16 protein-coding genes and 5 tRNA genes are annotated in these 20,750 nt (G+C 72.2%); 14 read left to right on the top strand and 7 right to left on the bottom strand.

Going from position 1 to position 20,750, the window contains the following annotated elements:
- Positions 1-50: 50 nt before the first annotated feature.
- Complete coding sequence (hrpA, locus tag IG86_RS0100105; protein ID WP_030893806.1) at positions 51-3,989, bottom strand: ATP-dependent RNA helicase HrpA; 3,939 nt, start codon at positions 3,987-3,989, stop codon at positions 51-53.
- Between the two features lie 111 nt (positions 3,990-4,100).
- Here hrpA and IG86_RS0100100 point away from each other — a divergent pair, with 111 nt between their 5' ends.
- Genes IG86_RS0100100 through IG86_RS0100090 form a run of 3 tightly spaced genes read left to right on the top strand, consistent with a single transcriptional unit; the run spans position 4,101 to position 6,134 of the window.
- Complete coding sequence (locus IG86_RS0100100; protein ID WP_030816811.1) at positions 4,101-4,511, top strand: hypothetical protein; 411 nt, start codon at positions 4,101-4,103, stop codon at positions 4,509-4,511.
- Positions 4,512-4,563: 52 nt separating this feature from the next.
- Positions 4,564-5,301, top strand: a complete 738-nt coding sequence (locus IG86_RS0100095; protein ID WP_030816809.1) for a DsbA family protein — start codon at positions 4,564-4,566, stop codon at positions 5,299-5,301.
- Complete coding sequence (locus IG86_RS0100090; RefSeq protein ID WP_030893803.1) at positions 5,298-6,134, top strand: cytochrome c biogenesis CcdA family protein; 837 nt, start codon at positions 5,298-5,300, stop codon at positions 6,132-6,134. Before IG86_RS0100095 ends, IG86_RS0100090 begins: the two co-directional genes overlap by 4 nt.
- A gap of 37 nt (positions 6,135-6,171) precedes the next feature.
- Here IG86_RS0100090 and IG86_RS0100085 read toward each other — a convergent pair.
- The 3 genes from IG86_RS0100085 to IG86_RS0100075 all read right to left on the bottom strand — a co-directional run bounded on the left by IG86_RS0100085 (position 6,172) and on the right by IG86_RS0100075 (position 6,456).
- Positions 6,172-6,248: transfer RNA gene (locus tag IG86_RS0100085), tRNA-Phe, on the bottom strand.
- A gap of 22 nt (positions 6,249-6,270) precedes the next feature.
- Positions 6,271-6,344 (bottom strand) — tRNA-Asp (locus IG86_RS0100080).
- Positions 6,345-6,383: 39 nt separating this feature from the next.
- Positions 6,384-6,456: transfer RNA gene (locus tag IG86_RS0100075), tRNA-Glu, on the bottom strand.
- A gap of 104 nt (positions 6,457-6,560) precedes the next feature.
- Here IG86_RS0100075 and IG86_RS0100070 point away from each other — a divergent pair.
- From IG86_RS0100070 to IG86_RS0100035, 8 genes are all read left to right on the top strand, one after another.
- Complete coding sequence (locus tag IG86_RS0100070; RefSeq protein WP_030012899.1) at positions 6,561-6,911, top strand: metallopeptidase family protein; 351 nt, start codon at positions 6,561-6,563, stop codon at positions 6,909-6,911.
- Entirely contained in the window at positions 6,908-7,411 is a 504-nt protein-coding gene (locus tag IG86_RS0100065; protein ID WP_037847011.1) for a FluC/FEX family fluoride channel, read from the top strand. The genes IG86_RS0100070 and IG86_RS0100065 overlap by 4 nt, the downstream gene beginning before the upstream one ends.
- Positions 7,408-7,782 (top strand): fluoride efflux transporter FluC, encoded by a 375-nt coding sequence (locus tag IG86_RS0100060; protein ID WP_030664667.1) that lies wholly within the window; start codon positions 7,408-7,410, stop codon positions 7,780-7,782. The genes IG86_RS0100065 and IG86_RS0100060 overlap by 4 nt, the downstream gene beginning before the upstream one ends.
- A 93-nt stretch (positions 7,783-7,875) precedes the next feature.
- Complete coding sequence (locus IG86_RS0100055) at positions 7,876-8,409, top strand: hypothetical protein (RefSeq protein ID WP_045937195.1); 534 nt, start codon at positions 7,876-7,878, stop codon at positions 8,407-8,409.
- Positions 8,410-8,705: 296 nt separating this feature from the next.
- The gene (locus IG86_RS0100050; protein WP_030893800.1) at positions 8,706-10,769 is read left to right on the top strand and encodes a DEAD/DEAH box helicase; all 2,064 of its coding nucleotides are present in this window, start codon (positions 8,706-8,708) and stop codon (positions 10,767-10,769) included.
- Between the two features lie 152 nt (positions 10,770-10,921).
- Positions 10,922-13,243: a hypothetical protein gene (locus IG86_RS0100045; RefSeq protein WP_157854741.1), complete on the top strand. Its 2,322-nt coding sequence runs from the start codon at positions 10,922-10,924 to the stop codon at positions 13,241-13,243.
- 81 nt (positions 13,244-13,324) lie between these two features.
- Positions 13,325-13,397 (top strand) — tRNA-Lys (locus IG86_RS0100040).
- Positions 13,398-13,518: 121 nt separating this feature from the next.
- On the top strand, positions 13,519-14,034 hold the full coding sequence (locus IG86_RS0100035) for a GNAT family N-acetyltransferase (protein ID WP_030816797.1): 516 nt from the start codon (positions 13,519-13,521) through the stop codon (positions 14,032-14,034).
- Positions 14,035-14,109: 75 nt separating this feature from the next.
- On the opposite strand, the gene IG86_RS42800 is transcribed toward IG86_RS0100035, so the two are convergent.
- Entirely contained in the window at positions 14,110-15,369 is a 1,260-nt protein-coding gene (locus tag IG86_RS42800; RefSeq protein WP_030893796.1) for a hypothetical protein, read from the bottom strand.
- 303 nt (positions 15,370-15,672) lie between these two features.
- Here IG86_RS42800 and IG86_RS0100025 point away from each other — a divergent pair.
- The 3 genes from IG86_RS0100025 (at position 15,673) to IG86_RS0100015 (ending at position 18,468) form a co-directional block, all read left to right on the top strand.
- Positions 15,673-15,746, top strand: a tRNA-Met gene (locus IG86_RS0100025).
- 207 nt (positions 15,747-15,953) lie between these two features.
- On the top strand, positions 15,954-17,150 hold the full coding sequence (locus IG86_RS0100020; protein WP_417801453.1) for a PP2C family protein-serine/threonine phosphatase: 1,197 nt from the start codon (positions 15,954-15,956) through the stop codon (positions 17,148-17,150).
- A 292-nt stretch (positions 17,151-17,442) separates the two neighbouring features.
- Positions 17,443-18,468, top strand: a complete 1,026-nt coding sequence (locus tag IG86_RS0100015; protein WP_030816790.1) for a M23 family metallopeptidase — start codon at positions 17,443-17,445, stop codon at positions 18,466-18,468.
- Here the strand turns inward: IG86_RS0100015 and IG86_RS0100010 are convergent.
- Together IG86_RS0100010 and trmB are read right to left on the bottom strand one after the other, a co-directional pair.
- Positions 18,377-19,792 carry a PrsW family intramembrane metalloprotease gene (locus IG86_RS0100010; RefSeq protein WP_030893791.1) on the bottom strand — a complete coding sequence of 472 codons (1,416 nt, stop codon included), beginning with the start codon at positions 19,790-19,792 and terminating at the stop codon, positions 18,377-18,379. The genes IG86_RS0100015 and IG86_RS0100010 overlap by 92 nt on opposite strands.
- Positions 19,793-19,835: 43 nt before the next feature.
- Positions 19,836-20,678, bottom strand: a complete 843-nt coding sequence (gene trmB / locus IG86_RS0100005) for a tRNA (guanosine(46)-N7)-methyltransferase TrmB (RefSeq protein ID WP_385872912.1) — start codon at positions 20,676-20,678, stop codon at positions 19,836-19,838.
- Positions 20,679-20,750: the final 72 nt, after the last annotated feature.

Genomic DNA, 20,750 nt, shown 5'->3' with positions numbered 1-20,750 from the left:
GCGGCTGCGAATCAGACTGTACAGCAGCTCAGGGGGTGCGGTCGAACCGATCAGGGGGCCGCCGCGTCCACGGCCTTGACGATCCGCTTGTCGGAGATCGGATACGCCGTACCGAGCGCGTGCGCGAAGTAGCTGACGCGCAGCTCCTCGATCATCCAGCGGATGTCGGTCACGGTGGTGGGGACGGGCCGTCCCTTCGGCAGCTGCTCCAGCAGCCAGGCGTACTCGTCCTGCATCTCGTGGACCTTCTCCATGCGCGTCGTGTCGCGCTGGACGCCCGTGGGCATCTGCTGGAGCCGCCGGTCAGCCGCCACCAGGTAGCGCATCAGGTCAGGCAGCCTGCGCAGCCCGGTGAGCGTCACGAAGCCGGCCGGCACCAGGGCCGCCAGCTGCGTCCTGACGTCCTGGATGTTCGCGACCAGGGCGAGGCTGGAGGTGGCCTTCAGGCGCCGCTCACAGGCCTGCCAGGCGGCCAGCACCTGCTGCACCTGGTGCACGGCGCGGACGGTCGTGTCCACCAGGTCGGCGCGGACGGCCTCGTAGAGCTTCCGGAAGCCCGCCTCGTCCCACGCCGGGCCGCCGTGGTCGGCGATGAGCTTGTCGGCCGCCGCGGTCGCGCAGTCGTCGAACAGCGCCTGGATGGAGCCGTGCGGGTTCCTGGACAGGGCCAGCTTCTGCTGGTTGGTGAGGTGGTCCGAGGCGAACTTCGCCGGGTTCACCGGGATGTTCAGCAGGATGAGCCGACGGGTGCCGAGCCACATCGCCCGCTGCTGCTCCGCCTCGGTGTCGAAGAGGCGTACGGAGACGCTCGCGCCCTCGTCCACGAGCGCCGGGTACGCCTTGACCGGCTGGCCGGCCCTCCGGGTCTCGAAGACCTTGGTCAGGGTGCCGATCGTCCAGTCGGTCAGCCCGGTGCGCTCCACCGACTCCCCGCCCGCCCGCTCGGCGGTGGCGGCCGCGGCCTTGGAGAGGGCCTGGCGGGCCTTCGGCTTCAGCCTGAGCCGCAGGGCCTCCAGGTCCTTGTCCTCGGCGATCTTGCGGCGCCGCTCGTCGACGATCCGGAAGGTGATCTTCAGGTGGTCGGGGATCCGGGTCAGGTCGAAGTCCTCGGCCGTGACCGGCACCCCGACCATCCGCTGGAGCTCGCGCGCGAGGGTGACCGGCAGCGGCTCCTGCAGCGGCACGGCAGTGTCCAGGAAGCGGCCCGCGTAGTTCGGCGCGGGCACGTAGTGCCGGCGGATGGGCTTGGGCAGCGAGCGGATCAGCTCGGTGACGACCTCCTCGCGCAGGCCGGGGATCTGCCAGTCGAAGCCCTCGTCGGTGACCTGGTTCAGCACCTGCAGCGGGACGTGGACGGTCACGCCGTCCGCGTCCGCGCCCGGCTCGAACTGGTAGGTCACCCGGAACTTCAGCTGCCCCTGCCGCCAGGAGTCCGGATAGTCGGCCTTGGTGACCCCGGCCGCCTTCTCCGTGAGCAGCATCTCCCGCTCGAAGTCGAGCAGTTCGGGCTCGTCGCGCTTCTTGTGCTTCCACCAGGAGTCGAAGTGCGCGCCGGACACCACGTGCTCGGGGATCCGCTGGTCGTAGAAGTCGAAGAGGGTCTCGTCGTCCACCACGATGTCGCGGCGCCGGGCCCGGTTCTCCAGCTCCTCCACCTCGGTGAGGAGCTTGCGGTTGTCGGCGTAGAACTTGTGGTGGGTCCGCCAGTCGCCCTCGACGAGCGCGTTGCGGATGAACAGCTCGCGCGAGACCTCGGGGTCGATCCGGCCGTAGTTGATCTTCCGCTGGGCGACGATCGGCACGCCGTACAGCGTGACCTTCTCGTACGCCATCACGGCCGCCTGGTCCTTCTCCCAGTGCGGCTCGCTGTAGGTGCGCTTGACCAGGTGCTGCGCCAGCGGCTCCACCCACTCGGGCTCCACCTTGGCGTTCACCCTGGCCCACAGCCGCGAGGTCTCCACCAGCTCGGCCGACATCACGAACTTCGGCTGCTTCTTGAACAGCGAGGAGCCCGGGAAGATCGCGAACTTGGCGCTGCGGGCGCCGAGGTACTCGTTCTTGTCGGTGTCCTTGAGCCCGATGTGCGAGAGCAGTCCGGCCAGCAGCGAGACGTGGACGACCTGCTCGGGGGCGTCCGCCTCGTTGACGTGGATGCCCATGCCCTTGGCGACCGTGCGCAGCTGGGAGTAGATGTCCTGCCACTCGCGGATCCGCAGGAAGTTCAGGTACTCCTGCTTGCACATCCGGCGGAAGGAGGAGGAGCCCCGCTCCTTCTGCTGCTCGCGGACGTAGCGCCACATGTTGAGGAAGGACAGGAAGTCGCTGGTCTCGTCCTTGAACCGGGCGTGGTTCTGGTCGGCCTGGGTCTGCTTGTCCGAGGGCCGCTCGCGCGGGTCCTGGATGGACAGGGCCGCAGCGATGACCATGACCTCGCGGACGCAGTTGTTCTTGTCGGCCTCGATGACCATGCGGGCCAGCCGCGGGTCGACGGGCAGCTGGGACAGCTGCCGGCCCATCTGCGTCAGCCGCTGCCCCCTCTTCCCCTCCGGGGAGGACTTCTCGCCCGTCTCCAGCGCCCCGAGCTCCTGCAGGAGCTGCACGCCGTCGCGGATGTTGCGGTGGTCCGGCGGGTCGATGAAGGGGAACTTCTCGATCTCGCCGAGGCCGGCGGCGGTCATCTGGAGGATGACGGAGGCCAGGTTCGTGCGCAGGATCTCGGCGTCGGTGAACTCGGGGCGGGCGTTGAAGTCGTCCTCGGAGTACAGCCGGATGCAGATGCCGTCGCTGGTACGGCCGCAGCGGCCCTTGCGCTGGTTGGCGCTGGCCTGCGAGATCCGCTCGATCGGCAGGCGCTGCACCTTGGTGCGGTGGCTGTAGCGGGAGATCCGGGCGGTGCCCGGGTCGATCACGTACTTGATGCCCGGCACGGTCAGGGAGGTCTCGGCGACGTTGGTCGCGAGCACGATCCGGCGGCCGGTGTGCTGCTGGAAGACCCGGTGCTGCTCGGCGTGCGAGAGGCGGGCGTAGAGCGGCAGCACCTCGGTGAAGCGGAGCTTCTTCTTGATCAGCGCGTCCGCGGTGTCGCGGATCTCGCGCTCACCGGAGAGGAAGACCAGGATGTCGCCGGCGCCCTCGCCCTGGAGCTCGTCCACGGCGTCGCAGATCGCGGTGATCTGGTCGCGGTCGGACTCCTCGGAATCCTCTTCGAGGAGCGGCCGGTAGCGGACCTCCACCGGGTACGTCCGCCCGCTGACCTCGACGATCGGGGCGTCGCCGAAGTGGCGGGAGAAACGCTCCGGGTCGATGGTCGCCGAGGTGATGACGACCTTGAGGTCGGGCCGCTTGGGAAGCAGCGTCGCCAGGTAGCCGAGCAGGAAGTCGATGTTCAGCGACCGCTCGTGCGCCTCGTCGATGATGATCGTGTCGTAGGCGCGCAGCTCGCGGTCCGTCTGGATCTCGGCGAGCAGGATGCCGTCCGTCATCAGCTTCACGAAGGTGGCGTCCTGGTCCACCTGATCGGTGAACCGGACCTTCCAGCCGACGGTCTGCCCGATCTCGGACTTCAGCTCCTCGGCGATGCGCTCCGCGACCGTGCGGGCGGCGATCCGGCGGGGCTGGGTGTGCCCGATCATGCCCCGGACGCCGCGGCCCAGCTCCATGCAGATCTTGGGGATCTGCGTGGTCTTGCCGGAGCCGGTCTCGCCAGCGACGATCACGACCTGGTGGTCGCGTATCGCCTCGGCGATCTCGTCCTTCTTCTGGCTGACGGGCAGGTTCTCGGGATACGTGACCTCCGGCATCCGCGAGGCGCGGCCGGCCAGTCGCTCGGCGGCCTTCGCGGCCTCCGCGGCGATCTCGTCGAGCACGGCCTGCTTGGCCTCGGGCTTGCGGATACGGCGGGCGCCTTCGAGGCGGCGGCCGAGGCGGTGCGCGTCACGGAGGGAGATCTCACCGAGAAGCGTCTGCAGGGCGGCGAAGGAAGTAGACATACCTGATCGAGGATCTCACCTGGGCCCTCCGGGTGGCGAACGCATTTGTCGGGTGGACCCGTACCATTTCGGGACGAGTCCCTCGGCCGCACGAGTGAGAGGCAGCCCACCTTGTACCGCCCCCGCCTCTTCGGCCGTGCCGTGCTCGCGGTCCTGGCGGTGCTGCTGGGCGGGACGGCCCCCGCCGCTGCCGGAACGCTTCTGCACGGTTCCGGGCAGCCCGCGGTCCGGGCCGCGGCCCCGGCGGCGGCGTCCGACGCCTCCCGGGCGGCACCGCGGCCCGACCGGCCCCGCGCCGATCCGGCGGTCCAGGGCGGCGGGCCCTCCTGCGCCCCCGCCTCCCCCGACCGGGGCGGTACGCCCGCCGTCCCGGCCCGGGCCGGCGACCACGCCCAGGTCCCGCCGGGCCGCCCGGTGCCCGTGGCGGCCCGTCCGTACGCCGACCCGCCCGCGCGGGTACGCGTACGGGGCCCCGACCGGCCGGCGCCCGGCCCGGTGGAGCTGTCCGTGATGCGGGTCTAGGAGGACCGGTTTCCCCCGGTCCACCTCACCACCGCATCGCTGGAGCACCCGTATGTCCTCGTCCAAGAAGAGTCCCAAGACCACGTCCGCCGCGAAGCCGCTGCTGATCTCCGCGGGCGTCGCCCTCGCCGCCGTCACCCTCGGCATCGTCTCCTGGCAGGCCACCGCCCCCGCCGGGCAGGGCTCCGCCGGCTCCGCGCCCGCGGCCGCCGCGCCCCGCGAGGACACCTCCGCCGCGCTCCGGGCGCTGGCCCGCCGCGAGGCCGGCGACAAGCTCGCCCTCGGCCGCGCCGACGCCCCCGTCGTGCTCATCGAGTACTCCGACTTCAAGTGCGGGTACTGCGGCAAGTTCGCCCGGGACACCGAGCCCGAGCTGGTGAAGAAGTACGTCGACAACGGCACCCTGCGCATCGAGTGGCGCAACTTCCCCATCTTCGGCGCCGAATCGGAGGCCGCCGCCCGGGCCGCCTGGGCCGCCGGCCAGCAGGACCGGTTCGCCGCCTTCCACTCGGCCGCGTACGCCGACGGCTCCAAGGAGAAGGGCTTCGCCGAGCCGCGGCTGCTGGAGCTGGCCCGCGAGGCCGGTGTGCCCGACCTGGACCGCTTCAAGGCCGACATGGCCGGCGAGCAGGCGGCGGCCGCCCTGAAGAAGGACCAGGAGGAGGGCTACCGCATCGGCGTCACCTCCACCCCGTCCTTCCTGGTCAACGGCAGGCCGATCGCCGGCGCCCAGCCGCTCGGCGCCTTCACCGCCGCCATCGCGCAGGCCGAGGCGGCGGCGAAGCAGTGACCGACATCGGATATCTGGCCGCCCTGCTGGGCGGTCTCCTCGCGCTGCTCAGTCCCTGCAGCGCCCTGCTCCTGCCGGCCTTCTTCGCGTACTCGATCGACTCCACCTCGCGCCTGCTGGCCCGCACCGGCATCTTCTACGCGGGCCTCGCGAGCACCCTCGTCCCGCTGGGCGCGGCCGGCTCGTACGCCGGGCGGTTCTTCCACAGCAACCGTGACCAGCTGGTCATGGCCGGCGGCTGGCTGATCATCGCGCTCGGAGTGGCGCAGGTCCTGGGCCTGGGCTTCGCCTCGCAGCGGATCTCGGAGCTGTCGGGGAAGATCCGGCCGACCACCGCCCTGTCCGTGTACGCGCTCGGCGCGGTCTACGGGCTGGCCGGCTTCTGCGCCGGCCCGATCCTGGGCAGCGTCCTGACGGTCGCGGCGGTCAGCGGCAGCCCGGTCTACGGCGGGCTGCTGCTCGCGGTCTACGCGCTGGGGATGGCCGTGCCGCTGTTCGTGATGGCCCTGCTGTGGGAGCGGTTCGAGCTGGGCCGGCGGCGCTGGCTCCGCGGCCGGGCCCTCTCCGTGGGCCGCTTCGAGCTGCACACCACCTCACTGCTGTCCGGGCTGTTCTTCATCACCCTGGGCGTGCTGTTCCTCGTCTACGACGGGGCGAGCGCGCTGCCGGGGCTGCTGGACGTGGACGACTCGTTCGCGGTGGAGCAGCGGGTCCGGTCGCTGGCCGAGGCGGTCCCGGACGGGGCGCTGCTCGCACTGGTCGCCGTGGGGGCGGTGGTCTTCGGCGTCGTGCAGTGGCGCCGTCGCACCGGCCCCGCGGAAGAGGCCGAGTAACGAAGGAAGGCCCCGTCCGATGGACGGGGCCTTCCGATGGTGGCTGGGGCCGGGGTCGAACCGGCGACCTATCGCTTTTCAGGCGATCGCTCGTACCAACTGAGCTACCCAGCCACGAAACCGTTTCCGGTTTCAGCGATCCTGACGGGACTTGAACCCGCGACCTCCACCTTGACAGGGTGGCGAGCTAACCAACTGCTCCACAGGACCTTGCAGTGTGCGAGAGCAAGTCTTGCACACGGTAATGCGTACCCCCAACGGGATTCGAACCCGTGCTACCGCCTTGAAAGGGCGGCGTCCTGGGCCACTAGACGATGAGGGCTAAAGACCCACCGGGCACTTCTTCAGCGCGTCGGGGACGTGAGAAGCATATGGGATCCGGGGAGCTATCGCCAAAACGGTTTCCCCCGGAGCGACAATGGCCGGGTGCTGGAGATGACGCGCGAGGAGTTCGAGGAGCTCGTCGCAGAGGCCCTGGACCGCATCCCGCCGGAGCTGACGCGGCTGATGGACAACGTGGCGGTGTTCGTCGAGGACGAACCGCCCGCGGACGACCCCGAGCTGCTCGGGCTGTACGAGGGGACCCCGCTGACGGACCGCGGCGAGTGGTACGCCGGGGTGCTCCCGGACCGGATCACCATCTACCGCAATCCCACGTTGCGGATGTGCGAGGACCGGGAGAGCGTGGTCGCGGAGACGGAGGTCACCGTGGTGCACGAGATCGCCCACCACTTCGGGATCGACGACGAGCGACTGCACGCGCTGGGGTACGGGTGACCCGGAAGGGTTCCCGGCCCGCGGCGGGCTCCGAGGCGATCGACCCGGACGTCGACCTGCACGTGCCCGCGCAGCGGGCCGAGCCGCAGGGCCGGGTGCTCGCGGCGGTGGCCGCCGGCGGCGCGGCCGGGGCCTCGGCGCGGTACGGGATCTCCCTGCTCTGGCCGGCCGCGCCCGGGGCGTTCCCGTGGGCGACCCTGTGGATCAACACCTCCGGGTGCGCGCTGATCGGCGTACTGATGGTGCTGATCAGCGAGGGCGGACGGACGGCGCCGCACCCGCTGCTGCGGCCCTTCGCCGGGGTCGGCGTGCTCGGCGGCTTCACCACCTTCTCCACCTACGCGCTGGACTTCTCGCGGCTCCTCGACGCGGGGGAGGCGCGGTCCGCGCTGGCCTACGCGGGGCTCACGGTGGTGGCGGCGCTGGGCGCGGTGTGGGCGGCGGCCTCGGCGACCCGGCTCGCCGTACGGGGCCGGGGGCCGGACCGGGTGGTGCGGTGAACTGGCTGCTCGTGGTGGCGGGCGCGGTCGTCGGTGCGCCGCTGCGCTACCTGACGGACCGTGCGGTGCAGCAGCGGCACGACTCCGTCTTCCCGTGGGGGACCTTCGTCGTGAACGCGGGCGCCTGCCTGGTGCTGGGGGTGCTGACCGGCGCGGCGCTGGCCGGGGCCGCCTCCTCCTGGGTGGTGGTGCTGCTGGGGCCCGGGCTGTGCGGGGCGCTGAGCACGTATTCGACCTTCTCCTACGAGACGCTGCGGCTGGCCGAGCGCGGGTGGGGCTTCCTGGCGGCGGCGAACGTCGCGATGTCGGTGCTGGTGGGGCTGGGCGCGGTGCACCTCGGCTCGCAGGTGGCGCGACAACTGTTCGCCTGAGGGCGTGTCCCTTACGGTGCAAAGGGAGTTGGGCACATCGACCCGCTCCTGCGGGCCTTCGTCCCCAGGCTCCGGAGGTGCCCCGTGCGCCAGTTGTCCGCTTCCCTCCGACTGGCCGTCACCGCACTCGCGGTCGCGGCGACGGCCGGCTGCATGAGTGTCGGCGAGGACGCGGCGAAGCCGGGACCCTCCGCCGCCGCGGACCGGCGCGCCGGCTCCGAGGCGGGTGCCGGTTCCGCCTCCGGGCGGGGCTCGGGGATCCACGGCAACGGGCACGGCGCGAAGGACGGTACGGGGAGCCAGGACGGCAGGTCCAAGGACGACGGCAAGGCCTCCGGCGCGACCGGGGCGTCCCCCAGCCCGGGCGCGCCGAGCGGGGCGCCGGGCGCGCCCGCACCGACGGCGGGACCGGGCGGCGGCGCCGGCGGCCAAGGCCACCAGGAACCGTCGACGGGCGGTTCCGGCGGTGCGGGCGGCTCCGGTGGCCCGGGCGGGCCGGGCGGCGGTCAGCAGTCGGCGAGCCCGACCCCGGAGCCGCCGCTTCCGACGCCCCCTGTGACGGAACCCACTCCGATTCCGTCGAGTCCGCAGCCGGAGCCCAGTACCCAGGCGGCGCCGCAGGCCTAGCGCGGGAGCCGCGCCGCAGGCCCGCCGCGGTTGGCCGCTGCGCGGCGTTTGTGCAGGTCAGAGGTGTTGTTGCCGGAGCGACTTGCCAGACCCGGGGGAGGGTGCGTATGGTTATAGATCGTTTGATCCCATTGCCCGGCGCCGAATCCGAAGAGCGCCGCGTGGCGCGTACTCTCCCTAGCCGTGGCTGACCGCATTGAGGCGGTCGATTTGCGATTCACGGAGTTTGGGCGCGTGCCGAGACTCCGGAAGGTTTCGCATTTCGCATGTCCATTTCCAGTTCTGACCGTTCCGTCATGCCCGAGAACGACTCCAACGAGATCATCGACGCCGAGGCCCTCGTCGTCACCGAGGCCATCGAGGCCGCGGAAGCCGAGGGAATCATCGAGGCTCTCGAGGCCGACGTGAGCGGCGAGTCCTTCGAGGACTCCACCGACGACTTCGACGCCGATGCCGACGCCGAGCCCACGATCACCTTCGGTGACCTGGGTCTGCCCGAGGGCATCGTGCGCAAGCTCGCCCAGAACGGTGTCACCACCCCCTTCCCGATCCAGGCCGCGACCATCCCGGACGCCCTGGCCGGCAAGGACATCCTCGGCCGCGGCCGCACCGGCTCCGGCAAGACCCTCTCCTTCGGTCTGCCGACCCTGGCCACGCTGGCCGGCGGCCACACCGAGAAGAAGAAGCCCCGCGCGATCATCCTCACGCCGACGCGTGAGCTCGCGATGCAGGTCGCGGACGCCCTCCAGCCGTACGGCGACGTCCTCGGCCTGAAGATGAAGGTCGTCTGCGGCGGTACCTCCATGAGCAACCAGATCTACGCTCTGGAGCGCGGTGTCGACATCCTCGTCGCCACCCCGGGCCGACTGCGCGACATCATCAACCGCGGTGCCTGCTCCCTGGAGAACGTCCGGGTCGCGGTCCTCGACGAGGCCGACCAGATGGCCGACCTGGGCTTCCTGCCCGAGGTCACCGAGCTGCTCGACCAGATCCCCGAGGGCGGCCAGCGCATGCTCTTCTCCGCCACCATGGAGAACGAGATCGGCACCCTGGTCAAGCGCTACCTGTCCAGCCCGGTCACGCACGAGGTCGACAGCGCCCAGGGCAACGTCACGACCATGACGCACCACGTGCTCGTCGTGAAGCCGAAGGACAAGGCGCCGGTCACGGCCGCCATCGCCGCCCGCAAGGGCCGCACCATCATCTTCGTCCGCACCCAGCTGGGCGCCGACCGCATCGCCGAGCAGCTCGTCGAGGCCGGCGTCAAGGCCGACGCCCTGCACGGCGGCATGACGCAGGGCGCCCGTACCCGCGTCCTCGCCGACTTCAAGGACGGTTACGTCAACGCGCTCGTCGCCACCGACGTCGCCGCCCGAGGCATCCACGTCGACGGCATCGACCTGGTCCTGAACGTGGACCCGGCCGGTGACCACAAGGACTACCTGCACCGCTCGGGCCGCACCGCCCGTGCCGGCAAGTCCGGTGTCGTCGTCTCCCTCGCGCTGCCGCACCAGCGCCGCCAGATCTTCCGCCTGATGGAGGACGCGGGCGTCGACGCCTCGCGCCACATCGTCCAGGGCGCCGGCGCCTTCGAGCCGGAGGTCGCCGAGATCACCGGTGCCCGTTCGCTGACCGAGGTCCAGGCCGACTCCGCGAACAACGCCGCCAAGCAGGCCGAGCGCGAGGTCGCCGAGCTCACCAAGCAGCTGGAGCGCCTGACCCGCCGTGCCGGCGAGCTGCGCGAGGAGGCCGACCGTCTGGTCGCCCGCTCCGCGCGTGAGCGGGGCGAGGACCCGGAGGCCGCCGTCGCCGAGGTGGCCGAGGCCGCCGAGGCCGAGGTCGCGGCTGCCGCCGCTGCCGCTGCCGCCGAGATCGCCGCCCAGGAGCGCCGCGAGGAGAACCGCGCCCAGCGCGACGACCGCGGCAACTTCGAGCGCCGTGACAACCGCGGTGGCGACCGCGGTGGTGACCGTGGCGGCTTCCGCGGCGGCGACCGTGGTGACCGCGGTGGTGACCGTGGCGGCTTCCGCCGTGACGACCGCCCCTCCGGTGGCTTCCGTCGCGACGACCGTCCGTCGGGTGGTTTCCGTCGTGACGACCGTCCGTCGGGTGGTTTCCGTCGTGATGACCGTCCGTCCGGTGGCTTCAACCGTGATGACCGTGGTGACCGTGGTGGCTTCCGTCGCGATGACCGTCCGTCGGGTGGTTTCCGTCGTGACGACCGTCCGTCCGGTGGCTTCAACCGTGATGACCGTGGTGACCGCGGTGGTGACCGTGGCGGCTTCCGCCGTGACGACCGCCCCTCCGGTGGCTTCGGCGGCCGCCGTGACGACAAGCCGCGCTGGAAGCGCAACGGCTGACACCGGCTGAGCTGAACCCCTGACAGGGCCCCCACGACTCCCGTCGTGGGGGCCCTGTCGCGTGTTGCTACGATCCGAACTTTGCGGTGGGGGACACGGCGACGCGCGACCGCGGCCGCCCCCGGCGCGTCTTTTTTGGGGGGAGTACACGCATGAGACGGTCACGTGTGCTGGGCGCAGCCGCGCTCGCACTGGCCACGGGAATCGGCGCCCTCACCGCCGTACCGGCCGCCGCGGGACCCGCGGCGGCCGACGAACTGACGATCGCTCCGCTGCCGCACCAGGAACCGTCGTACCGGTCGGTCTACGGCGCGGGCCCCAAGGGCGCGGTGCTCGACCGGCCCAGCGGCGGTCTGTACTGGAAGAGCTTCGAGGACGGCCGCGAAGTGCCGCTCGCGGACTGCGCCACGGGGGCGTACGACCAGTCGCTGCAACTCGGCGACACCGTCGGCTGCGAGCGCCGTACGTCTCCCACGGCCCCGGGTCCGCTCACCCTGCACGACCAGGCCACGGGCCGCACCGAGACCCTCGCCGTGCCGGCCGGCCGGACGTGGACCACCACCTTCTCGCCGACCCAGGTACTGGCCTACGAGCTGGACGCCGAGGACCGCGTCACCCTGCACCTGATCGGCCGTGAGAACGAACCGCGCAAGGACGTCACCGTCTCGGCGCCGGAACGCATCCCGGTCGACTCGCTCTGGGTGCGGACCTCCGACGAGCAGGGCGCGCTGATTACCTACCGGTCCGCCGCCGGCCGGACCACCCTCGCCCTGCTCGACTACGCCAAGGCCACGCTGACGCCCCTGGCCCTGCCGGACGGCGCGACGGACCCCGGCTACGTCGACTACTCGCTCGGCTCCCACTGGGTCTCGCTGCGCAAGAACGGCTCCGCCACGGCGACCCTGCGCTCCCGCGCCGACCTCACCGTGACGCGCAGCGTCAACACCCCCACCCCGTACGGACGTACGCACCCCGTGGGCGACTGGCTCGTCGTGCAGGACCACTACGCCACGAGCAACGCGGTCACCGCCCTGCCGGTCGCAGGAGGTGCCCCGCGCACCCTGCTCGCCCGCACCTCGGACCGGGGCCTGAAGACGGGCACGGACGGCTCCGCCTACCTGGCCGGAGGCACCGACCCCAGCCACTGGGCCATGCACCGGATCACGTCCGGCCCCGACGGCGCCCCGGCGCTGTCGACGGTGATGACCCTGCCGCCGAACCCGGCGAACCGGCTGACGCTCAGCCTCGCCCAGGGCCGGCTCGTCGCCGGCCAGGAGGACCCCACCCGCAGCCTCCAGGGCTACTCCGTGCCGGTGTCCGGGACGTCCCCGGCGAAGCAGACCCCCGACTGGAGCTGCGACGAGAACGCGGACGGCCGGCTCTGCCGGCCCTACGCCGATCTCCCCGGCTGGACCGTCCCGACGGGTGACGGACGGATCGTCTCGCTCTCGACCCACGGCGCGGGCATCGCGGTGAACGTACGCGAGACCCGCCCCGGCGGCACGGTCCGCCAGGTGCCCCTGCCCGGCACCGACGGCATGCAGCCGTACCTGCCGGAGAGCGCCTCGGGCCGGTACGTGCTGTTCAGCGTGACCGAGAAGAACGACCCCCGGATGGTGGTCGCGGACATCGACGCCGGAAAGGTCCTGGACATCAGGCCTTCCGCGGCCGCCGCGCTCTGGGGGTCGGTGCTCTGGGACCGTTCGGAATGGGACGGGGTGCGCGGCACCGATCTGCGGACCGGCAGGGTCACGCAGTACCAGGGCCTCGGCACGACCTGCCGCCCCGACGAGATCCAGGCCGCCGGGGACTGGCTGTACGTGCTGTGCCCCGCGTCCGCCGACGGCCCCGCCGCCTTCCACCTGCCCTCCAAGAAGCGGATCCCGCTGCCCTTCGCCCCCGAGAACGACCGGGTGAAGCTCGGCGACGGGTACGTCGTGCGGCAGGGGGGTGTCGGCCTGGAGGTCTACGACCTGCGCTCCGGTACGGCGGTGCGGGAGCGCGAGATCGCCCAGCAGGTGACGAGGTACGCAGCCGACTGGACCGTCGACCGCTTCGGCGGCCGGCTGGCCTACACCGGCCCGGACGAGACCGTCCACCTGGCCGCCGTCCCCGGTGCGACCTCCCCGCTCGCGGCGATCGACCAGGACGTCGCCGCCACCGCGGACTTCAGGCAGGAACAGACCTGGCGGGCCCGCTGGTGGCCGTCCAAGCCCGTCTCCTCCTGGAAGCTGACGGTGCGCAACAAGACGTCCGGCACCACCACGGTCGTGCGCACCGGCACCGAGGCGCGCGGCCTGATCGCCCCCGCGTGGGACGGCAAGTCCCCGACGGGCACGTACCTCTTCTCCGGCGAGTACGAGTGGACGCTCACCGCCCGCCCCGCCGACGGCCGGGGAGGCGAACTCAGCACGTCCGGCACGGTCTCCGTGACCCGTCCCCCGGCCGGTGTCCGGCCGCCCGCGCGCCCCTGAACTGACGCCGACAGGCCGGTCGGTCGATACCCGATCGGCTGACCGGCGCTGTCCGGCTATGCTCTGGGGTGAGCACCCGGAGGGCCATTAGCTCAATTGGCAGAGCAGCGGACTTTTAATCCGTTGGTTGTCGGTTCGAGTCCGACATGGCCTACCGCTCCCAGCGCCCCGTCCGCCCTTCGCGGACGGGGCGCTGTGCTGTGTCCGGGGCGGGCGCCGGGGGCGGGCCGTAAACCGGAGGAACCGCGCGGGCGGCAGGCGGTAGCGTCACCGTCGTGACCCCGGTTCTGCGTACCGAACGCCTGCTGCTCGACCCGTACACCCCCGAGGACGAGGAAGCCTTCGTGGCCCTCTTCCAGGACACCCGGGTCTCCCGGTGGATGGGGGACGGTCCCGCCACCGAGGCCGAGGACCGCGCCCTGTTCGGGCGGGTCTTCACGAAGGTCTACGCCGAGGACCTCTTCGACGTCTGGGCCGTACGCCGGGACGGGCGGCTGGTCGGGCACGCCGAGATCAAACGGACCGACGAGGTCGACGGCCACGAGATCATCTACGCCCTGGCACCCGAGACCTGGGGATCCGGACTGGGCACCGAGGTCGCGGAGGCCGTCGTCCGTCACGCCTTCGACGGCCTGGGCCTGACCGAGGTGCACGCCACGGTGGCCGCGCCCAACACGGCGTCCCTGGCCCTGCTGACCCGCATCGGCTTCACGCACGTCCGTGACGTGCGGGAGGACGACGGCTCCACCACGCGCGTCCTGACCCGCCACCGCGAACCGGCCGCCGCCTGACCGCGTCCGCGCGCAACGTGAAGCGCCCCGCCCGAGGGATCGGGCGGGGCGCTTCGGGGGTGTGGGGAGGTGCGATCAGGCGTTGGTGCGGCGGCGACGGCCGAGCCAGGCGGCGGCCGCGCCGAGCGCGACCAGGGCCGCGGCGAGGCCCGCGTACAGGCCGGTGGACGAGCCGGCGCCGGTGGTGGCCAGGGAGCCCGTGGAGGAGCCCGTGGTCGCCACGTTGGAGTTGCCCGTGGTGGTGGCGACGGCCTGCTTCACGGGGGAGGTGGAGGACGGGGTGGGGGTCGGGGACGGGCTGGTGGTGGGGTTGGTGGTCGGGTTGGTGGTCGGCCCGGTCGGGTCCGGCTCGGCGATCGGGGCCAGCGGGAACTGCACCGGGGCGGTCAGGAGCGGCCAGGTGTTGCCCTCGGCCTGGCGGACCTCGGCCTCCATCGTGATGACGGTGCGCTTCGTCAGCTTGGTGTCCCTGCCCAGGCTGAGCCGCAGCGGCTGGGTGTGGACGCCGGAGGCGGCGCCGAAGCCCTTGGCGATGCGCGGCAGCTCGTAGCGGCTGTCCTTGGCGTTCAGGTCCTGCCAGCGGCCGTCGATCAGGGCCTGGAGGCGGAAGTCGGCCTTCTCCTCGCCGGGGTGGGACAGGGTCAGGCTGGTGGCGAGCGGGACGTTGAACGTGCCGTCGCCGGTGGCCTGGTAGTTCAGGTCCAGGTACGCGCGCTGCTCCTGGCCGTCCTTGCCCGAACTGACCTGCTTGAACCAGGTCTTCAGCTCGCCCGTCTTGATCTGCGGGTCGACCTTGAAGAGGTGGGAGTCCGCGCCGCCGGGCGCGACGGAGTTGTTGTAGCTGCTGGCGGTGAAGTTGAAGTCGCCGTTGTTGGTGGGGTAGTTCGCGCCGAGACCGAGGGTGACCTTCCAGGTCATCTTGCCGTTCGCGGGAATGTCGAAGCCCTGGCCGGGCTCACCGGCGGACGGGGAGAACAGGCCCTGCCACTCGCCGTCCTGCTGGCCGACCGAGGCCTTGGTCGCCGGGGCGTCCACCGCCTCGACCTTGAAGACGACGTCGTCCTTCTGGAGCAGGCTCGGGCCCTTGGCGTCGAGGAGCATCCACGGCTTGTACTCGACGGCCTTGCCGGTCGGGTTCTTCACCGTGAGGTCGAAGGTCTCGGTGGCGCCGCCGCGGGTCAGCGGGCCGCTGGGGACGGGAGCGCCCATCTCCGTACGCAGCACGGCGTGGTCGTCGGTGGCGGGTGCGGCGGACGCGGCGGTGGCCGAGAGCGGCAGCAGAGTGGTGACAACGCCGGCGACGACTGCGATGGCGGCTGCGGTGCGAACGGACATGGTGGACTCCCCCCAGGAATCACGAGGGCATCGGCAGAGTGCCGAGCCGTTTGGTGTGGTCTGTGTCGTCCGGCCGGTTCGTCTGTCCCCCTGGCCTCGGCGACAGATGAATCTTCGCCCGGATCCGATCGCGGAACCATCCCTGCAGTGTCACCGGCGTGCAACAGAGATGATCTTCGTTCGCGCGATGCCGGTTTCGGGCCGGATTTAGGCCTTTGACCTGCGGCGATGTCCATCCTGGGGCGGACCGACGGTTAATTGGCGGAGGGCCGCTCCAAGATGCCGTAGAGTTGTGTTCACCGACGCGGGGTGGAGCAGCTCGGTAGCTCGCTGGGCTCATAACCCAGAGGTCGCAGGTTCAAATCCTGTCCCCGCTACTGAAGACGAAGGCCCGGTTCCCTTGGGAGCCGGGCCTTCGTCGTGTCCCCGCCGTGTTCCCGGCCCCTCGTGATGTCCCACCTTCCCGCGCCCCGTCACCCGCACGGCCGCCGCCGGGTCGCCGTACGCCCGTACCTGCGGCCAGCCTTGAGGGGCGCGGCGGCGGGCCCGCACCCGTGGGACGGGACCGGGCGGCAGGAGAGCGTGTGGTGGGGCTGGGCCGGAAGGGCAGCGGCGGGCGGCGGGCGGCCGGCCGCGGGAGCGGTACGGCCCGGCGCGTGCTCCGGGTGCTGCCGGGCGTGCTGATCGCCGCCGGTCTGGCCTTCGACCTGCTGACGCCGCCCAGTTTCACGGGATCCCCGTCCTTCTCCGCGGCCCCGCTGATCGCCGCCCCGCTGTACACCCTGTGGGCCACGGCCGTGACCGGAGCGGTGGCCGTCCTCGCGGTGTTCCTGCTGCACCTCCACCACGGCACCGGCTGGACGGCCCAGGGGCTGACCGAGCTGGCCACGATGGTGACCGTGGCCGGGCTGGCGCTCCTGATCAACCGTGTGGTGCGGCGCAGCGGCGAACGGCTCGCCTCCGCCCGCGGGATCGCGGAGGCCGCGCAGCGGGCGGTGCTGCCGAGGCCCGCCGGGCGCATCGGAGGGCTGGAGGTGTGCGCCTGGTACGAGGCCGCGCAGGCCGACGCCTTCATCGGCGGGGACCTGTACGCCGTGCAGGAGACCCCGTACGGGGTGCGCCTGGCGGTGGGGGACGTACGGGGCAAGGGGCTGGGGGCGGTCGAGGCCGTCGCGGTGGTCCTCGGGGCGTTCCGGGAGGCGGCGGAGACCGAGCCGACGCTGGAGGCGGTGGCGCAGCGGCTGGAGCGCGCCCTGGCCCGGGAGGGCGCCCGGCGGGAGGGCCTGGACGCGGTGGAGGGGTTCACGACGTGCGTGCTCGGGGAGATCCCGCCGGAGTCGGAGGTGCTGCGGCTGCTCAACCGGGGCCACCCCGAGCCGCTGCTGCTGTACGGGAACGGGGACCTCGCGGTCCTCGCCCCGGCGGAGCCCGCCCTGCCGCTCGGCATGGCGGATCTGGGCGGCCGGCCGGGCCGGGCCCAGCAGTGGGCCTTCCCGACGGGGGCCACCCTGCTGCTCTACACGGACGGGCTGACGGAGGCCCGCGACCGGGCGGGGGACTTCTACGATCCGGCGGCCCGGCTGCGCGGCCGGATCGTGTCCGGGCCGCAGGCCCTGCTCGGCGCGCTGAGCAGCGACGTGCGGCGGCACACGGGCGGCGGGACGACGGACGACATGGCGCTGCTCGCGGTGGGCAGGCCCGGGCGGCGGTGGCAGGAGCGGAGCCGGGTGGAGCGGCGGCGGGCCGTGCCGGTGGTGCGACGGGCGGACGACGTCGTGTGACGGTGTGTGATCGAACGGGCGCTGTGTGCAAGCTGATTGAGGGTCAGTCATGACAAGCTTGTGGCTGGGGAGATGGGTGAGTCGTTTGATTTTTGCCCTAGTTGATCCAGTTATGGGGCGATAAGGAATGGCCAAAGCAAGCCAGGCTGTGGCCAATTGGTGGGAACGATCAAGCGCAACAGCTTGGAATCACTCCCTCACTTCTATTACCTTTCGATAACGCAGCGCGGTCGTCCCGGCCGTCGCAAGAGACGGCACCGTGCGCGTGCGTGTCAATGAGGAGTGTGCCCCCGTGGCCTCCAACTCGCCTGCTCCTGAAGGCATCGAGATCCAGGAGCCGCCCACCGCGGGTGCCTGGGGCGAGTGGAACCCCACCGAGGACACGGTCCGTCCGGTCCGGGGCAAGCACCGTGTGGCCAAGCAGCGCGGGGGACTTGCCCGCAGCTCCACCGTCCTCGGCGTCGGTGTCATCGCCGCCGTCGGCGCCAGTGGCATCGCCACCGCGCAGGACCGGCCGCAGGTCGCGATATCCCTGCCCTCCCTTCCCGGCCTGGTGACCGGGGACAACGACCGTCAGGGCGACGGAGGTTCCGGCCAGGAGGCCGAGGCCGAGCGCGGTGGGACGACCGGGATCATCGCCCAGCAGGCGGGCCGCGGTGCGGACGCCGGCGAGCTCCTGCGCAACCGCATCCTCCAGCAGGCCGAATCGCAGCACGAGGCCGCCGAGGCGAAGGCGCGCGCGGAGGCCGAGCGCGCCGCGCAGGTGGCGGCCGCCCAGGAGGCGAAGGACAAGCTGGAAGCGGCCCGTCAGGCGGCCGAGGAGGCCAAGGCGCAGGCCGAGGCGAAGGCCGCGGAGGAAGCCGAGTCCGCCAGGAAGGCCGCCGAGGCCAAGGCGGCGCAGGAGCGTCCCGCCGCAGCGGCCGGAAGCTGGTCCCTGCCCACCTCCGCCTACACCCTCACCTCGCACTACGGGGTCTCCGGCTCCATGTGGTCCTCCGGCCACCACACCGGCCTCGACTTCGCGGCGCCGACCGGCACCCCGGTCAAGGCCGTGGGAGCCGGCAAGATCACCTCGGCCGGCTGGTCCGGGGCGTATGGCTACCGGATCGTGCTGGAGCTCGAGGACGGCACGGAGATCTGGTACTGCCACCTCTCCTCGATGTCGGTGACCTCGGGCTCGGTCGGCACCGGCGACACCATCGGCCGGGTCGGCGCCACCGGGAACGTCACCGGACCCCATCTCCACCTGGAAGTGCGCAAGGGCGGATCGACGACGGACCCGCTGGCGTGGCTGGAGTCCAAGGGTCTGAACGTCTGAGGGAGGGCTCCGGGCGCCGAGGCCCGCGCCGCTCCTGCCATCGGTCTTCCCGCCGCTCCTGCCGCCGGCCTCCCCACCGCTCTTCCCGTCGCGGCTGGGGAACCTCCGCCGCGGCCGCCGGCGCCAGCGGATCGAACCAGGGCGGAAGCAGCTCCTCCATCACCGCCGCACGGGCCAGGGCGGGTCCCGCCGTCGCGCGGCGCTGCCACAGCCTGTGCAGCAACTCCCGTTCCCGACCCGCGAAATCCGCCTCTCGCAGCGCTCCCCCGCGGCGCGCCCGGTTCCGCAGCAGCGCCAGGGCGGCGGCGTCCGCCTCGTAGCGGGCGACCGCGCGTCCGGCGGCCCGGCCCCCGCTGCGCCGCGCCAGGGCACGGGCCAGCGACCGGGCCGGCATCGAGGCCAGGGCGGGCACCTCGGCGGGGGCCAGCCAGCCCGCGGCCGCGTACAGCGCCAGCTCCCCGGCGACGGCCCGCAGCCGGCGGTGCCTTATCCGCACGGCCAGCCACACCAGCAGCCCGAACATCGGGACCATCACGCAGACGTACATCACGTAGAAGCCGTCGTCCCCGAACTGCGAGGAGCCGTTCCACAGGGCGTGCATTCCCATGGCCAGCGCCAGGCCGAGCAGGGGCAGGCCGACCCGGCGCGAGCGGCCCGCGCTGACGGCCGCCGCCCCGACACCGAGCCCGGTGAGCACCGTGAACAGCGGGTGCGCGAACGGCGACAGCACGATCCGTACGAAGAAGGTCGCCGCGGTCACCGAGTCCAGTACGCCCGTGCCGTCGGCCAGGTCCTGAACGAAGGCGTTGCCGAGGTAGAGGATGTTCTCGGTGAAGGCGAAGCCGGTGGCGGTGAAGCCCGCCACCACGAAACCGTCGGCGGGCCCGGTGAAATGCCGTCTGCGGAACACGAACACCAGCAGCAGCGCGGCCGCCTTGGCGCTCTCCTCCACCACCGGGGCGATGGCGATCGAGCCGAGGTGGTCCGCCCCCGAGGGGTCTGCGGTGGCCGCGGCTATCCACTCGGTGGCGAAGTTGTTGGCCAGTATGGCGATCAGCGCCGCGGTGCAGGCACCCCAGCCGAAGCAGAACAGCAACTGGGGCCAGGGCGCGGGCGCGGCCCGGCCCAGCCACCGGAAGGCCGCCATGAGCGGGGCCACCGGCAGCAGGGCCAGACCGAGGCCGACGAAGAAGCCCGGGGTGCCGGTCTGCTCCCGCACGAGTTCGAGGATGGCGATGCCGGTGGCGGCGAGCAGGACGAGGAGCACGCACGTGCGGACCGTGGCGGACGGACGTGCGAGCACGGGGCGGAGTGCTCGGAACACATCATGACCCTAGCGATCCGCCCTGACACGCGCGGTGACGTTGTCAGTTCTCCGTGCGACGGAAGAGCAAGTCGTGTACGACGTGTCCCTTGTCGAGGCCCTGGCCCTCGAAGCGGGTGAGGGGCCGGAAGTCGGGGCGCGGGGAGTAGCCGCCGTCGGGCCGGGTGTTCTCGAAGTCGGGGTGGGCCGTGAGGACTTCGAGCATCTGCTCGGCGTACGGCTCCCAGTCGGTCGCGCAGTGCAGTACGGCTCCGGGTGCCATGCGCGTGGCCGCCAGGGTGAGGAACTCGGGCTGGATCAGCCGGCGCTTGTGGTGGCGGGCCTTGGGCCACGGGTCCGGGAAGTACACGCGGATCCCGGCGAGCGAGTCGGGCGGGAGCATCTCGCGGAGCAGGATGATCGCGTCGCCGTTGGCGACGCGCACGTTGTCGAGGCCGCCCCGCTCGGCGAGGGCGAGGAGGTTGCCCTGGCCGGGGGTGTGCACGTCGGCGGCGAGGATGCCGGTCGCCGGGTCGGCGGCGGCCATCTGCGCGGTGGCCTCGCCCATGCCGAAGCCGATCTCCAGGACGACCGGGAGGCCGTCGAAGAGCGCCTTGAGGTCGATGACCGAGTGGCCGTCGATGTCCAGGCCCCAGGTGCCCCAGAGCCGCTTGAGGGCCTCGCCCTGGCCGGTGGTGACCCGGCTGCGCCGGGGCTGGAAGCTCCGGATCCGCCGCTCGTGGTGCGAGCCGGCCGGGTCCGGGGCGGGGCCGTCGGGGAAGCGGGGCTCGGTGCGCCACTTGGGGGGCACGTACGAGTTCGCCTCCGGCGCGGCGTCGGCGGCGTAGTCGGCGACGGGGGCGTCCGGGACGGCGGGCGGCGTGGGGTTCAGGGACTCAGACACAATGCGCTGATTCTACGACGGGGGGTCGTGGCGCCGCTGCCCGAGCGGCTGGTGGGCCGGCGCCGGGGGGCGGGG

The organism is Streptomyces virginiae (assembly GCF_000720455.1).
GTDB lineage: Bacteria > Actinomycetota > Actinomycetes > Streptomycetales > Streptomycetaceae > Streptomyces > Streptomyces virginiae.
Note: the sequence above shows the minus strand (reverse complement) of the source record. Positions and strands in the feature narration are given on the sequence as shown.

Excerpts from the sequence above, each read along its gene's own strand:
- IG86_RS0100095 (WP_030816809.1), top strand. The coding sequence starts at position 4,564 with ATGTCCTCGTCCAAGAAGAGTCCCAAGACCACGTCCGCCGCGAAGCCG.
- IG86_RS42800 (WP_030893796.1), bottom strand. The coding sequence starts at position 15,369 with ATGTCCGTTCGCACCGCAGCCGCCATCGCAGTCGTCGCCGGCGTTGTC.
- hrpA (WP_030893806.1), bottom strand. The coding sequence starts at position 3,989 with ATGTCTACTTCCTTCGCCGCCCTGCAGACGCTTCTCGGTGAGATCTCC.
- IG86_RS0100050 (WP_030893800.1), top strand. The coding sequence starts at position 8,706 with ATGCCCGAGAACGACTCCAACGAGATCATCGACGCCGAGGCCCTCGTC.
- IG86_RS0100045 (WP_157854741.1), top strand. The coding sequence starts at position 10,922 with ATGAGACGGTCACGTGTGCTGGGCGCAGCCGCGCTCGCACTGGCCACG.